Here is a 12604-nt window from a genome sequence, read left to right on the forward strand (position 1 = left end):
TACTCCCCGTTGTCTGGGTGTATGGGGGGTTCGTAGTTGTTTATAAGCTACCGCCGCCGGGCCACCCGGGGGGCGCCGCCCCCCGCGGCGCGCCGCCCGCTGCGGCACGGTCAGGCCAGCAGGTCGGACTGGAGCGTGACGACCTGGCGGAACGCGGCGGCCGGGACACCCCGGGCGTTGGTCATCGTGACGACGCCGATGACATCGCCGGCGCCCAGGTAGGCCAGGCAGCCGGTGCTCCGGCCGTCGGCGGCGAGCACCGGGCTCTCGCGGGTGGCGAGGTCCACGCCGTCGACCGAGTCCCAACCCTGGACGGAACCGGGCTTGAGGCCCGGCAGGTCCTTCGGTTCGCCGTTGGCGCGCAGCTCGGCGAAGACGTCCCAGGCCTCGACGGAGGAGCCGAAGCGGAGCAGCCGGATCTGGGTGCGGGTGCCGTCGGAGGCGGTCCACTCCCGGACGGTGGCGGCGCGGCAGACGTCGCGCAGCAGCAGGGAGCGCAGTGCGCCCGGCTCCTTCTGCTCGGCGGCCATCGCGTCGCAGGCGACCCACTCGGCCGTGGGCGCCCCGGTGCTCGTGGCGCCGGGGCTCGGGCTCGCGGACGGGCCGGTGCTCGCCGACGCGCTCGCGGTGGGGCTGCCGGACGCCGTCGGCGAGGTGGTCGACGCGGTGGTCGGCGAACCGGTCGGGAGCCTGGTCGGGGTCGGGAAGACCACCGGGCCCGACGAGCCCCCGGCCTCCTTGGGCGCGGGCAGGAGCAGGTACCGCAGGTCGGCGGCGTGGCGGCTCTTGCTCTCCTTCGGCACGGCCTTGCCGGAGGGCAGCGGCGGCAGGACCAGCGCGGGGAAGGTGTAGCGGCCGTCGCTCCTGGTGGCCAGGCCCGGGATGTCGGTGCGCTCGGGCGTGGTGACGGCCACCGCGGCGCCCGTACCGGCCAGTGCGCAGACCAGGGCGGCCGCGCCCCAGCGCAGCGCCGCGTTGCGCCGGCGGGTGCGGCGGGCCGCGAGCTCCTCGGGGCCCACCGGCGGGAGGAGGGGCGGCACGGAACCCTCCCCGGGGACGGCCCAGGGGTCGGCCCCGAAGGCGCCCCCGGTGGCCGGGGTGGTCGGGGCCTCTGGGGCACCCGGGGCGGCCGGGGGCGCGACGGGCGGCGCGACGGGCGGCGCGAACGGCGCCGGGGGCGCCGGGGGCGTGTCGGTGGAGGCGGCCGCGCTGTCGTGCGGGGTGGCGCTGTCGGTCATGCGGACGCTCCCGGGCTGGCAAGGCGGTCGAGCTGCTGGGTGAAGAGGGTGACGATCTTGTCCTTGGGCAGCGGTGCCACACCCTCGGCGGTCATGATCACCAGGAGGTCGCCCTCGGCAGCCGAGCACTCCAGGTAGTCGATCGGCGCGGACGGCGGAGCGGGCATCAGGTAGCAGTGCGCCTCGGGGTGGCCGGGGATCTCGGGGCCGATGCGGAAGAGCCCGGTGTCGCCCGTGAACACGGCCGTGTACTCGTTCAGCTTCTGCACCTCCTGCTGGTTGAACTGGCGCAGCTTCAGACCGATCACCAGGCCGTTCCCCCGCTCCTTGTAGGTGCGCACCCCGGTGGCCTTGACGTGCAGGCCCTCCCAGTACTGGCGGAGCTTCTCCCGCTTCTCCTTGGGGATCTGCTGGAGGTCGTTGTCCAGCTCGGCGGAGAGCTGGTCCGCCGACAGCTCGACGTCGTTGCCGTAGCCGCCCTCGTCCGGACCGAGCGCGTAGCCGGCCGGGACCGGCAGCAGCAGGTCGCGCAGCGAACCGAAGTGGTTGCCGTTGGACTTGGCGCCGAAGGGGGTGGGCGTGGCGCTCGGGGTGGGCGCCGCCGCCGTCGGTGCGGCGGCGGTGACGGGCGCGGGGTCGTCGTACCGGGTCTCGATGACGCCGATGCCGATGACCACGCCGACCAGCGCGGCCGCCACGGTCGCGCCGGTGGCGCGGAGCAGCCGGCGGCCGGTGGCGGCGGGCGGCCCCGCGGGGGCGGGGACGGGGGCCTCCGCGTGGACCTGTTCGGGGATCGTGGCCCCGGTCACGGTGCTGTCGCTCATACCAGCCGCTCCCACTGCTGCTTGGCGATGTCCTTCACGACATCGGGATTCACCGGGCGCGTGCCGAAGACCTCGACCTCCATCACCAGGGTGCCGCGCTGCGCCAGCGCCGTCCCGAGGTAGTACTGCTCGGTGGTCTCGGCCCAGTACAAGGGCTCGCTGTCGACCTGGACGCCCCCGTTGGCGTCGTCCGCGAACGGCTTGAGGCGGTAGCCGGACGCGCGGGTCTTCGCCTCGGCGGCGCGGTCGGCGGCGTACTGGATCAGCGTGACCCGGACCTTCAGGTCGTCCTTCTTCCAGTTCACCTCGACGGCGCGCCGGAACTCCGTGCTGTTCAGGCTCCTGAAGGTCTCCGCCGACCGGCCGCTGCGCTCGGCGAGCTCGCCGACGGTGATCCAGGTGGGCGTGTCCGGGTAGTCGGCCCAGGCCGTGCCACCGGTCGGAGCGGTCATCAGCAGCTTCCGCAGGTCGCCGTCGACGGCCGGCGGCTTGGGCGCCGCCTCGGCGACGGCCACCGGGTCCACCACCTCGGCCGGGTAGGACGGCGGTGCGACCTGGATCGGCGGCAGCGGGGTCGGCGGCCGGTTCGCCTGGACCGCGAAGCCGACGGCGCCGCCGATCACGGTGCCCAGCACCAGGCCGGAGACCAGCAGCAGCGCCGGCCGCGGCCGGCGCGGGCGGTGGAGGGACGGGGCCGCCTCGGCGGGCACGAACGCCTCCGCGAAGGGCGCGGCGGGCGCGGTCGGTACGGCGGGCGCGGCGGGCAGCGGCGCCTCCGCCGGCGCGGAGGCGTCGGCGGGCGACGGCTCCACGGGTCGGGTGGTCACGGAGTGGCTCCAGAGAGGGGAAGGTGACGTCGGGCGTGGGCGGCGGTGCGGTTCAGCCGCCGGAGGACAGCCACTCGCGCTGGCGCTTCATCAGCTCGTTCAGCAGCGCCTTGTCCGGAGTCCCCTTCACGTCGACGTCGATCGTGTACTGGACGTCGCCCTGGCTGGAGATGCCGGTCATCGACCCGGTGTACGCCTGCTGCTTGGGCTTGCGGACGTAGCCGTGGGCGTTGCGGTCCCCGTCGATCTCGATCGGGTCCAGCTTCATCGTGTAGCCCTTGACGAACTCGCTCGCCGACGAGGTCGAACCGAGGCGCAGCAGGGTGACCGTCACCTCGGCCTTGCCGTCGGCCGTGCGGTACATCCTGCTGGCGGCGTCCTTGTACCCGTACGAGCCGAGGATCCGCATGATGCCGTCCTGGTTGCCGAACAGCTCGGCCACCTCGTCGTCGGTCAACTTCATCCCGTCCGACGGCCCGTAGGACTCGCCGCCGTCGGGGACCGGGAGCAGGAAGTAGCGCAGATCGCCCTCGTGCCGGCCGCCGCTGACGCTGCCCTTGAGGGTGCTCGTCGGCTTGGGCGCGGGTGCGACCGGGGTCGGCGCGGCGGTGGTCGGCGCCACGGTGGGCGCGGCCGACGCGGTGGCGGTCGGGCTCGCGCTCGCGCCCGGGCTCGCGCTCGGCGAGGCCTTGGCCGGGGCGGCCGCGACGGCCGGCCGGGCGTCCGGCTTGCCGACCGCCACGGTGACGGCGGCACTGGTCGCCGTCACGGCGAGCAGACCGGCGGTGGCCAGGGCCACGCCGACGGCGCGCGGCAGCTTCCGCCCGGCGGCAGCCACCGGCGCGGGGACGGGAGCAGCGGCCGGGGCGGCGGGATCGACGGGCCCCGCGGCGGGTACGGCCGTGGGCACGGCGACGGTTTCGGGCGCCGCACCGTTCGCCGGTTCGGCGGCGGACGGCACGTTTTCGGGCGCGGACAAGGAGCTCCCCCGGGGACTGTGGAATATCGCGCACGGGCCCCTCGCGGGCCACCCCCCGTGGCTCTCCAGGCCGACCGTCACGCGTCTCACCAGGAATTATGAGAGTCGCCTGAGACCTGTGCCAACAAAATCAATCACCACACTCCCACCCAATGATCAATCAATCGGACATGCCGTGACCGAACCGCAACGGGCGGGTCGGCACCCGGTGCCGACCCGCCCGTCCGGCTGACCGCCGGTCCTCCCCGATCAACCGGTGCTGCTCACGAGTGCGCGCGCTCGGTCATCTCGACGACCTTGCCGGCGGAGTCGATCGCGACCTTGTAGTCCCCGGCCGAACAGGGGTAGAAGCCCTTGACGTTGGTGGGGTCGGCGAGGCACTCGCCGATGTGCTTCACCAGGTCGGCGACGTTGACGTCCTTGGGCTTGGCCAGGACCGAGTTCAGGTGGCCCTTGGCGGTCGGCGCGAACGCCGCGGTCTTGTCGGCACCGACCGGCTCGAAGACGACGTCGTTGACGCCGCAGGCGGTCTTGGTGTCCTTGTAGACCAGCGTGGTCGTGGTGGTGCCCTTGGCCGGGTAGATCCACTTCTGCCCGGCGGGCAGCGGCGCGGCGTCGCAGAACCCCTCCGGCTCGTCACCGGCACCCGTCGAGGGCTTGGCGCTCTTGCCACCCGCCGGCGCGCTACCGGACGGCGCGGCGGTGGACGGCGCGGTACCGCCCGGCGCGGCAGTGGTCGGTGCGGCGGTCGACGTGGCGGCGGGTGCACCGCCCGCCTGGTCCGACGCGTTGTCCGGGCCGCAGGCGGCGAGCCCCAGGGCGGCGGTGGCGACCAGACCGGCGCCGAGCATTCTCCGGAAAGTGGGCATGACGAAAGAACCCCCGTTTAACGCATGATCAGATTGTGAGGCGTGCGGCGGAAAGACTAGCGCCTCCCTCCCACACCCCCCGCACCGTCAACCCCGGCCCTTCGGAGCACCGATGGCGCCACGGACGCCCCTCCACAGCCGTACGCCGCGTCCGGGCACGCTGGTGACCCGGGCCCGCGCGCATGTCGCACCCACAGCCGGACGCCCGGTCACCGCCGAGGTGCGCTCTCGCCGTCCCGGCCGGGCACTCGGCGGGCACGGCTGGATCGGAAGTAGGCGTTGGCCGCGGGGAGGAACATCAGCACGACAGCGGTGAGCACCGAACTCACGTGCAGCACCCGGCTGGCTGCGAAAGCGAGATCCATCGGCCCGGCCTGCGCCAGTTCCCAGCCGAGGGAGCGGCCTCGGGCCAGGGCCTGGATCGGCTGGATCACCATCGACGCCGTCCCCAGGACGCCGAGGCCGAACGCGAGAGCGAGCCGGGCCCAGCCACGGCCGCGGCGCATGTGCCGCGCGACCAGGAGCGCACCGGCGAAGACCGGCAGCCGCACGGCGAGGCCCACGGCGATCTCGGCCGCGGAGTCCGAGGCGCCGGTGAGCATACTGCCGACCGCCAGGACGGTTTCGAAGGCGCCGGCGGCAACGGCCGTGACCCATAACGCGAATGCCGCACGCACCGGAACCGGCAGGTGCCCGCTCTCGTGCGCTGCGGCGGCAGCCGGGAGAGCGGAGCGGCCGGTGGACGGGTTCCGCTGTGCGACGTCGGACATGGCGGCCTCGATTCATGACGTGGAGTCAGGAGTGGTCGTTTCGACGCTCCCGATCCTCCACGCACGGCTCGGCCGGGACCTTCCTGCTGACCGGTGGATCCCTCCGGGGGTTGTCCCCAGCACGCTGGGGACATCGGCCGATCCTCGTTCGCCCGGCACGGCCTGAGCCGCGAGAGCGGGGCAGGCGGGGGACCGCACCGCTCCGGGATCAGTGCCCGAGGTCCGACGCCTGATGCTCGTAGGCGGCCCGAGCCGCGTTCACGTCGTTGATGTACCGCTCCGCCCAGTCCCGGACCGCACCGAGCGGGGCCTCCAACGTCCGCCCCAGTTCGGTGAGTCGGTACTCGACCTTGGGCGGCACGGTCGGATGGACGGTGCGGCTGACCAGTCCGTCGCGCTCCAGACTCCGCAAGGTCTGCGTGAGCATCTTCTCGCTGATGCCGTCGACGGCCTCGCGCAGCTCGCTGAAGCGCAGCGTTCCGTTCGCCAGGGCGCCGACGATCAGCGCGGTCCATTTGTCGGCGATCCGGTCCAGGGCCGCGCGGGACGGGCAGGGCGCACTGTAGGTGTCGGCCGGCTTGCCGTCCGGCAGCCGGGCCAGGACCCGGCCGGGGGTACCCGGCCGGGGACGGGACGTACGGGGCACGGGCATGCTCGTACGCTAGCCCACCGCCGATGCCGCGAGGGGTGGTGGCCCGTCGCGGCAGTCGGCCGGCCGTTCCCGGCGACGGCCCTTGCCCGCCGCCGCTACCCCACGGCGATGGCGGCGGGCCCCCCGGCCCAGGCCCGCCGCAGCGCAGGAGGGACGACCCGCCCGAACACGTGACCCGCGAAGTGACCTCCGGCCAGAAGCGTGTCCCCGTCCTCAAGTTCCTTGAGGAGCCGAGCGCGGGTACGGAGACCCTGCTCCGGATCGTCGTCGAACACGCACGTCCACTGGTCCTGGGTGATCTGCACCTGGCAGTGCATGATGTCGCCGAGGATGATCAGACGCCGGTGGTCGGCACCGGACGGATCCGTGACGATCAGACTGCTGTGTCCCGGTGTGTGCCCGGGCGTCGAAAGGATCCGTACGCCGGGCGCGATCTCCTCGCCGTCCACGACGAACGCGACGACACCGTCGAGCGGGGCCTGCACCGACTTCGCGTCCGGTCCGGGAAACGCCCCCCGCCCTTCCCAGTGCCGCCACTCCGCCTCGCTCACCAGGTGCCGGGCCCCGTGGAACGTCAGTCCGCCGACCTTCCGGCCGTCAGGGAAGTGCGGAGCCGGAGCGACATCGCTGGTCCACCCGACATGGTCGTGGTGCAGATGTGTGTACACGACGGTATCCACATCGGCGGGTGAGAGTCCCTCGGCGGCCAGGCTCTTCACCAGCGCGCCGGCCTTGAAGGAGGCCACGTCGGGAATCGCGTAGTCGACGGCGCCCAGGCCCAGGTCGACGAGGACGGCCCGCCCGCCGGTGCGAATCAGGAACGAACCGATGCTGACCGGGAATCGGCCGTGCTCGTCGAGGAACTCCGAATGCGTCGCCCAACCGTCCGGCATGCTGCAGGGGAAGAAGGCGGCCGGATCGAGCCATCCCTCTCCATCGGGCAGGTAGGTCACCGTCGTCTCACCGATGGCGATCTGGGCGCGAAGCGCGGGCTTGACCACAGTTCTCTCCTCGACAGGCTGTCACGCTCGGCACGGCCGGTAGGGCGCACCGTTCGCTACTGACTATTGGAGAGCGGCGACACGTGGGGAAGTACGCACTTGCAAGTGCGCCCCCACGGCGTACTACAGCGCGGTCGAGGCCAGGAGCATCCAAGGAGTGCCGTGCCAGGTGGTTCGGGGCCGGCTCCGCCGGGCGGTGGGGGCGGGCGGAGCCGGGCCGCCGTTCAGGAGGCGAGGCGCTTCAGTGCTGCGGTGGCGATGCCTTCGACGTGGCTCGGGGCGTCGGCGGGCCGGCCGGTGAGCTCGACGACGGCGACCTTGCTGCCGCTGCGCAGGACCGCGACCCCGCCACTGACGGCGCCGTCGCCGTTGTAGGCCGGGTACCAGCGGGCGGTGCCGCCGGTGACGGTCAGGGTGTGGGCCGCGCCGTAGTGCCAGTGGCCGGCGGGCTCGTCCTGGCAGTCCTGAACGAGCGCGACGAGCTGCTGCTCCCAGGTGTCGGCCGCGGCCTTGGTGGGGGCGCTCGCGGCCGACTCGATCAGCATGCCGTGGGTGTCGAAGGTCCAGTTCACGGACGCGTACGCGGTGGCCTTGTCCTTGGTCAGGTCGCGCATCGTCTCCTCGCCGGAGCACGCGGACAGCGCCTGGCGTCCGGTCAGCGCAACGGTCGCGCCGACCGGGTTCAGGCCCTGCTGGAAGTCCTCGCTCTGGACGAGGCCGGCGGAGCCGAGTCCGGGCGCGGCCACCGCGGCCGCAGCCGGCTGGGCGGCGGTGACCGGCTGGGCGGCGACCGGGGTGCGGTTGGCGGCGTCGTGCGCGGCCCCGTCGGCGGTGGCCGACTGGGTGCCGACGACGCCGACCGTGATAAGTGCGGCGGCGAAGCAGGCCGCGGCGGCGACCCGGTTGCGGCGAACGGACTTCTGCTGGACGGCCTGGTTCTCGGTCATCTGGTCCCCCTGCTGGTCGGGACGCCTGCTGCGTCCTCGTACAACCGGGGAGATGCCGCCGGAGGAGGGAAAGTTGGAGCCCTGACCGGCTGTTTCACAGCTGTGACAGAGCGGTCCTGACGACGCGGTCCATCGCGGCCGTCCCCAGGCAGGCATCGACCTCCAGCACCGCGTAGTGGTTGCCGCTGCGCAGCACGGCGATGCCGCCGCAGGGCTCCTTGCCCTCGGGCGCCGTGCCGGTGGTGTTGAGGGATCCCTGGTAGGTGCCCATCCAGCTCGCGGTGACGTCCGGGGCGAGCCGCACCGTCGTGGTCCTTCCGTAGACCCAGTGCCCTGGCACTGCCTCCTGGCAGGGCACCTCCTCCAGCAGCAGGCGCTCGGCGAAGTTCTGCGCCAGGGAAGGGCTCCGGGCATCGGCGGCGACCTCGCGGGCGACCTGGTCGCCCTGGCCGGCGGCCAGCGTGGGGTCGCCCGGGGCGGTGCGGGGGCCGGTCATCAGTCCGCGGAAGTGGGCACCGGGCCCGCCCAGGGTCTGAGTGAGGGTCTTCTCGCCGGAGCAGGCCGCGTTGGCGTAAGCCCCGTCGCCGTACCGGTCGGTGACGTGGATCCGTCCGATGCCGATGTCCGGGCTGAACGCCGCGGGTTCCAGAAGGTTCGCGGTCGTCACCGGCCCGGTCGCACCGGTCGCACCGATCGGCGAGGCGGAGCCGGAGGCCGAGGGCGTCGGGACGGACCCGCCGGGCGTCGCGGGAGCGGACGCGCCCTGGGATGCCCCGCCGGCCGCGGCACCCGACCGCGCCGCCGGGTGCGCGGTGGCGCCGGGGGGCGGTGGCAGGACGAACCGGCCGGTCGCCAGCCCGAGCGCGGCGGCCGCCACCAGGGCGGCGACGGCGGACCGGGACCGGACGACGGCGCGGCCGCCGCCCGCGACGGGACCGCCGTTCACAGACCGGTGACCAGGCGCTCGCGCATGAAGCGGCGGGCCTGGTGGATACGGTCCTTGACCGTGCCCAGCGGGGCGTCCAGCTCCTCGGCCACCTGGACGTAGGTCAGGTCGCCCAGGTCGCGCAGCACGAAGGACTCCACCAGGGCGGGGTGCTGCCGCTCCAGCGCGGCCAGCGCCTCCATCAGGTCGAGCCGGGTCCCGGCGATGACGCTGGTGGTGCGCGGGTCGACGGACTCGGGGAGGTCGGCGTGGCTGTCCTCGGCGCGCCGGCGCATCGAGCGGTAGGTGGACCGGGCGGCGTTCGAGGCGATCACCGTCACCCAGCCCAGGAAGGAGCCGCGGCCGCCGTACTCGCCCAGGTGCGTGCTGATGGACAGCAGCGCGTCCTGCGCGGCCTCCTCCGCGTCGGCGTGGTGGGGCAGGAAGCGCGAGCAGCGGCGCAGCACCACCGGCCGCAGCGTGGCCAGCAGGTACTCCATCGACCCCGGGTCCCCCGCCCGGGCAGCCGCCGCGAGCCGTTCCAGCTCGCCTTCCTCGAACACCCGGATCCCCCCGTTTCGTCCCGCCCGGCACCCCACCCGTCGAATGGGAGTTCCGCACTCCACCCGACTCCGGCAGAATGCTGCCACATGCGCAAGCTCGGCCGTTACCTCCTCCTGGAGCGGCTCGGAGCCGGCTCCTTCGCGACGGTCTGGAAGGCCTACGATCCGGAGCTCGACACCGAGGTCGCGGTGAAGGTGCTGGCCGAGAACTGGGCCGCCAACGCCGATGTGCGCGAGCGGTTCCTGACGGAGGCGAGGCTGCTGCGCCGGATCGCCAGCCCGCGGGTGGTCCGGGTGCACGACGTCGGGGTGCAGGAGGACCGGCCCTACTTCGTCATGGACTACGTACGCGGCGGCACCCTGGCGGACCGGGTCGGGCAGTGCGACCCGCAGGAGGCGCTGCGGCTGGCCGCGGAGGCGGGCTACGCGGTCCAGGTCCTGCACGAGGCGGGCGTGGTGCACCGCGACGTCAAGCCGTCCAACCTGCTGCTCGCCACCGGCCCTGCGCCCACCGCGGTGCTGGTGGCGGATCTGGGCAGCGCCAAGCAACTGGCCGACGCGTCCGGACTGACGGTGACCACGGGCACGCCCGCGTACATGGCACCGGAACAGGCCTTCCAGACCGGCGGGTTCGACGGGAGGGCCGACGTGTACGCGCTCGCCGTCGTGGCCTACGAGCTGCTGACCGGGCAGAAGCCGTTCGGCCCGGGCGGACGCGCCACCGCCCTGATGACCGCCCAGCCGACCGCCTCGACGCTGCCGGCGCTCCCAGCCGGTGCGGAGCTCCCACCGCACGTCGCCGTGCTGCTACGGGCCGCGATGTCCGTCGAGCCGGCGGACCGGCCGCCGACCGCCCAGGCCTTCGCAGACGCGCTGCTGGCTCCGGTCCCGCAGTCCCGGCCCCTGGAAGGCCCGGGGTGGCTGACCCCGCGCGCGGTCTGTCTGGCGTCGGGCACGGTGTTCACGGCGACGACCCTGCTGAGCTGGCTGCAGCGCTGAATCCGAAGAGGGCGCCGGCCGCCGACGACTCCCGTCTGGCGGCGGGCCGAGGACCTCGGGTTCCATGCCGCGTACACCTATGACCGCGATGTTGAGCCTCGCGGCAGTCGGTATCGGAAACGGGACGGCCCAAGCGGATGTCTGGGGCGGCTACGACACCCGAGACGGTGGAGTGGGCCTTCGGAGCTGCGCGTCGCCGAGCTGCAACCTGAAGGGCCGCGGCTACGCGGACCAACAGGCAAACATGTTGTGCTGGGGCTTCGGGCAGACCGTCAACGGCGACCCCAAGTGGAACCACCTGGACCACTACCTGGCCGACGGCAGCTACTTCGGTGACGCATACAGCGCCCAGAACTACCTCTGGTGGAACGGCGTGGTTCCCCCCTGTCAGTAGTCGGGGGAGACCTGTCGTGGCCCCGCCCTCTCCGGCGGGCACGACGATGCGAAGCTTGCGTCGACAGGCGACGTCGGACCTGAAGGTGGCGTGTTGGATGCGGATGAACAGGGCTCAAGTGGTCATCTCTGTAGTGGCTTTGGCGGTGCTCGCCGCAGGCTGCAGCAAAGACACGAAGGCGGGCGGTGATTCCGACATCGTGGGCGAGCCCGTGGTCCCGCAGATCGGCGCGGGCCCGGCAGACGGCTCGCCGGTAACCCATCCGCTGGACGGCTACTCGGTAGGGGCCGAGGAGTCCGCGCTGATCTTCCGGGCCATGGGCCAGGCCACCCGGACCTGCATGACCGCCAAGGGGTTCGACTACGACCCTGGGCCGGCGTCGACACCTCCCCCGCCGACTCCCATCGACACCTCGCTTCTGGGCCTGCTCTCCGTCTCCGCTGCGCAGCAGACCGGGTACCACCGGCCGCCCAGGCCAGGAGGCAACGGCACCTCCGGTACGGAGAATCCGTCCGGGCAGGGCCCCGAATACCAGAAGGCCCTGATGGGGGATCGCGGGACCAAGGCCGGTGCCGCCGATCCCAAGGCAGACCGGGGCTGCATGGGCGAGTTCGAACGGCGGCTCCAGGCGGAGGGCATCAAGAACACCGCCTCGGACTTGGTCGGCACCCTCCGTGCCAAGGCGTACGACCACGCCGCCGTCGACAGCCGAGTCCGCGCCTCGCTCGCGGACTGGCAGAGCTGCATGACCAAGCTGGGTTACAACTACGCGAATCCGGTACAGGCGAGTTCGGCGGCCTGGCCGGAGCAGGTGTCACAGGAGGAGCGGGACACAGCGGTCGCCGACATGAACTGCAAGGAGCAGGTGAAGCTGCTGGCCACCTGGAATGCCGTGCTGACCGCCTACCAGCGGGTGTACATCGGCAGGAACGAGCAGGCCCTCCAAGCGGACAGGGAAATCTCCCAGCAGCGGATCGCCGCAGCCAAGAAGCTGCTGGGCCAGGCATGACGGCGGTGGCAGGCGGCCGTCGCCGTGGTTGGCTCCTGCTGCTCGTCCTGGTCCTCCTCGCCGTCGTCGGATTCGTTGGCACGCTCGCCGCGAACCGGTCGAGTACCGAGAGCGGTGAGGCATTCACAGGTGAACGACTACGCGTCCAGCAGGACTGCAGTGACCAACGGAAGGCGATGCTGGTGGCCAATGAGTCCGGTGACGGCTCGGCACTGGCCGACCACGCGGTGGGTGAGCAACTGGAGATCCTGCGTGCGAACCTGAGCGTCCTGACCAGCACTGGGCTCGTTGCCGAAGGGTCCGTCGATCACCGGATCCGCAGCATCACGGTGGACGGGAAGTTGGCAACCCTGCTGGACTGCGTCGACGTTGGCAAGTGGATCCAGTACGAGGCGCGGAGCGGAAGAGTTCAGCCCGGCCAATTGACGAACCGCCCGAGACAGCTGGCGAGTTACACCTTCGCGCCCAGGGATGGCCGCTGGCTGGTGACACGGAGCGAGGTGCTGTCGGAGTGCTGAAGGCAGACCAGGGGTGGCTCCCGTGATACTGCGCTACCAACTCGGGTTCGTTGTCGGCCTATCGTCTCCGCCCCCCTTACGTCTCAACG

At 72.6% G+C, this 12604-nt stretch carries 15 protein-coding genes; 4 read left to right on the forward strand and 11 right to left on the reverse strand.

Annotation, left to right across the window (positions count from 1 at the left end; all coding sequences use genetic code 11):
• Positions 1 to 110: 110 nt before the first annotated feature.
• From ACFVYI_RS35245 to ACFVYI_RS35295, 11 genes are all read right to left on the reverse strand, one after another.
• Positions 111 to 1238 (reverse strand): hypothetical protein, encoded by a 1128-nt coding sequence (locus ACFVYI_RS35245; RefSeq protein WP_387893182.1) that lies wholly within the window; start codon positions 1236 to 1238, stop codon positions 111 to 113.
• Entirely contained in the window at positions 1235 to 2062 is an 828-nt protein-coding gene (locus ACFVYI_RS35250; RefSeq protein ID WP_387893184.1) for a hypothetical protein, read from the reverse strand. Before ACFVYI_RS35250 ends, ACFVYI_RS35245 begins: the two co-directional genes overlap by 4 nt.
• Positions 2059 to 2889 (reverse strand): hypothetical protein, encoded by an 831-nt coding sequence (locus ACFVYI_RS35255; RefSeq protein WP_387893187.1) that lies wholly within the window; start codon positions 2887 to 2889, stop codon positions 2059 to 2061. Before ACFVYI_RS35255 ends, ACFVYI_RS35250 begins: the two co-directional genes overlap by 4 nt.
• A gap of 52 nt (positions 2890 to 2941) precedes the next feature.
• Positions 2942 to 3868 carry a hypothetical protein gene (locus ACFVYI_RS35260; RefSeq protein WP_387893189.1) on the reverse strand — a complete coding sequence of 309 codons (927 nt, stop codon included), beginning with the start codon at positions 3866 to 3868 and terminating at the stop codon, positions 2942 to 2944.
• 263 nt (positions 3869 to 4131) lie between these two features.
• Complete coding sequence (locus tag ACFVYI_RS35265; protein WP_387893191.1) at positions 4132 to 4737, reverse strand: hypothetical protein; 606 nt, start codon at positions 4735 to 4737, stop codon at positions 4132 to 4134.
• 209 nt (positions 4738 to 4946) lie between these two features.
• Positions 4947 to 5507, reverse strand: a complete 561-nt coding sequence (locus tag ACFVYI_RS35270; protein ID WP_387893193.1) for a hypothetical protein — start codon at positions 5505 to 5507, stop codon at positions 4947 to 4949.
• Positions 5508 to 5715: 208 nt separating this feature from the next.
• Positions 5716 to 6159, reverse strand: coding sequence for a winged helix-turn-helix transcriptional regulator (locus ACFVYI_RS35275; protein WP_387893195.1), 444 nt, complete (start codon positions 6157 to 6159; stop codon positions 5716 to 5718).
• A gap of 95 nt (positions 6160 to 6254) precedes the next feature.
• On the reverse strand, positions 6255 to 7160 hold the full coding sequence (locus ACFVYI_RS35280) for an MBL fold metallo-hydrolase (protein ID WP_387893197.1): 906 nt from the start codon (positions 7158 to 7160) through the stop codon (positions 6255 to 6257).
• A 224-nt stretch (positions 7161 to 7384) separates the two neighbouring features.
• Positions 7385 to 8107, reverse strand: a complete 723-nt coding sequence (locus tag ACFVYI_RS35285) for a hypothetical protein (protein WP_387893200.1) — start codon at positions 8105 to 8107, stop codon at positions 7385 to 7387.
• Between the two features lie 94 nt (positions 8108 to 8201).
• Positions 8202 to 9053 carry a hypothetical protein gene (locus ACFVYI_RS35290; protein ID WP_387893203.1) on the reverse strand — a complete coding sequence of 284 codons (852 nt, stop codon included), beginning with the start codon at positions 9051 to 9053 and terminating at the stop codon, positions 8202 to 8204.
• Positions 9050 to 9595: an RNA polymerase sigma factor gene (locus ACFVYI_RS35295; protein ID WP_387893205.1), complete on the reverse strand. Its 546-nt coding sequence runs from the start codon at positions 9593 to 9595 to the stop codon at positions 9050 to 9052. Before ACFVYI_RS35295 ends, ACFVYI_RS35290 begins: the two co-directional genes overlap by 4 nt.
• 87 nt (positions 9596 to 9682) lie before the next feature.
• On the opposite strand from ACFVYI_RS35295, the gene ACFVYI_RS35300 reads away from it, so the two are divergent.
• The 4 genes from ACFVYI_RS35300 to ACFVYI_RS35315 all read left to right on the forward strand — a co-directional run bounded on the left by ACFVYI_RS35300 (position 9683) and on the right by ACFVYI_RS35315 (position 12515).
• Positions 9683 to 10594 (forward strand): serine/threonine-protein kinase, encoded by a 912-nt coding sequence (locus ACFVYI_RS35300; protein ID WP_387893208.1) that lies wholly within the window; start codon positions 9683 to 9685, stop codon positions 10592 to 10594.
• Between the two features lie 244 nt (positions 10595 to 10838).
• Positions 10839 to 10988 carry a hypothetical protein gene (locus tag ACFVYI_RS35305; RefSeq protein WP_387893210.1) on the forward strand — a complete coding sequence of 50 codons (150 nt, stop codon included), beginning with the start codon at positions 10839 to 10841 and terminating at the stop codon, positions 10986 to 10988.
• Positions 10989 to 11085: 97 nt separating this feature from the next.
• The gene (locus ACFVYI_RS35310; RefSeq protein ID WP_387893211.1) at positions 11086 to 11997 is read left to right on the forward strand and encodes a hypothetical protein; all 912 of its coding nucleotides are present in this window, start codon (positions 11086 to 11088) and stop codon (positions 11995 to 11997) included.
• The gene (locus ACFVYI_RS35315) at positions 11994 to 12515 is read left to right on the forward strand and encodes a hypothetical protein (RefSeq protein ID WP_387893214.1); all 522 of its coding nucleotides are present in this window, start codon (positions 11994 to 11996) and stop codon (positions 12513 to 12515) included. The genes ACFVYI_RS35310 and ACFVYI_RS35315 overlap by 4 nt, the downstream gene beginning before the upstream one ends.
• Positions 12516 to 12604: the final 89 nt, after the last annotated feature.

The sequence above is a fragment of the Kitasatospora sp. NPDC058218 genome (assembly GCF_042882445.1).
Classification (GTDB): domain Bacteria; phylum Actinomycetota; class Actinomycetes; order Streptomycetales; family Streptomycetaceae; genus Kitasatospora.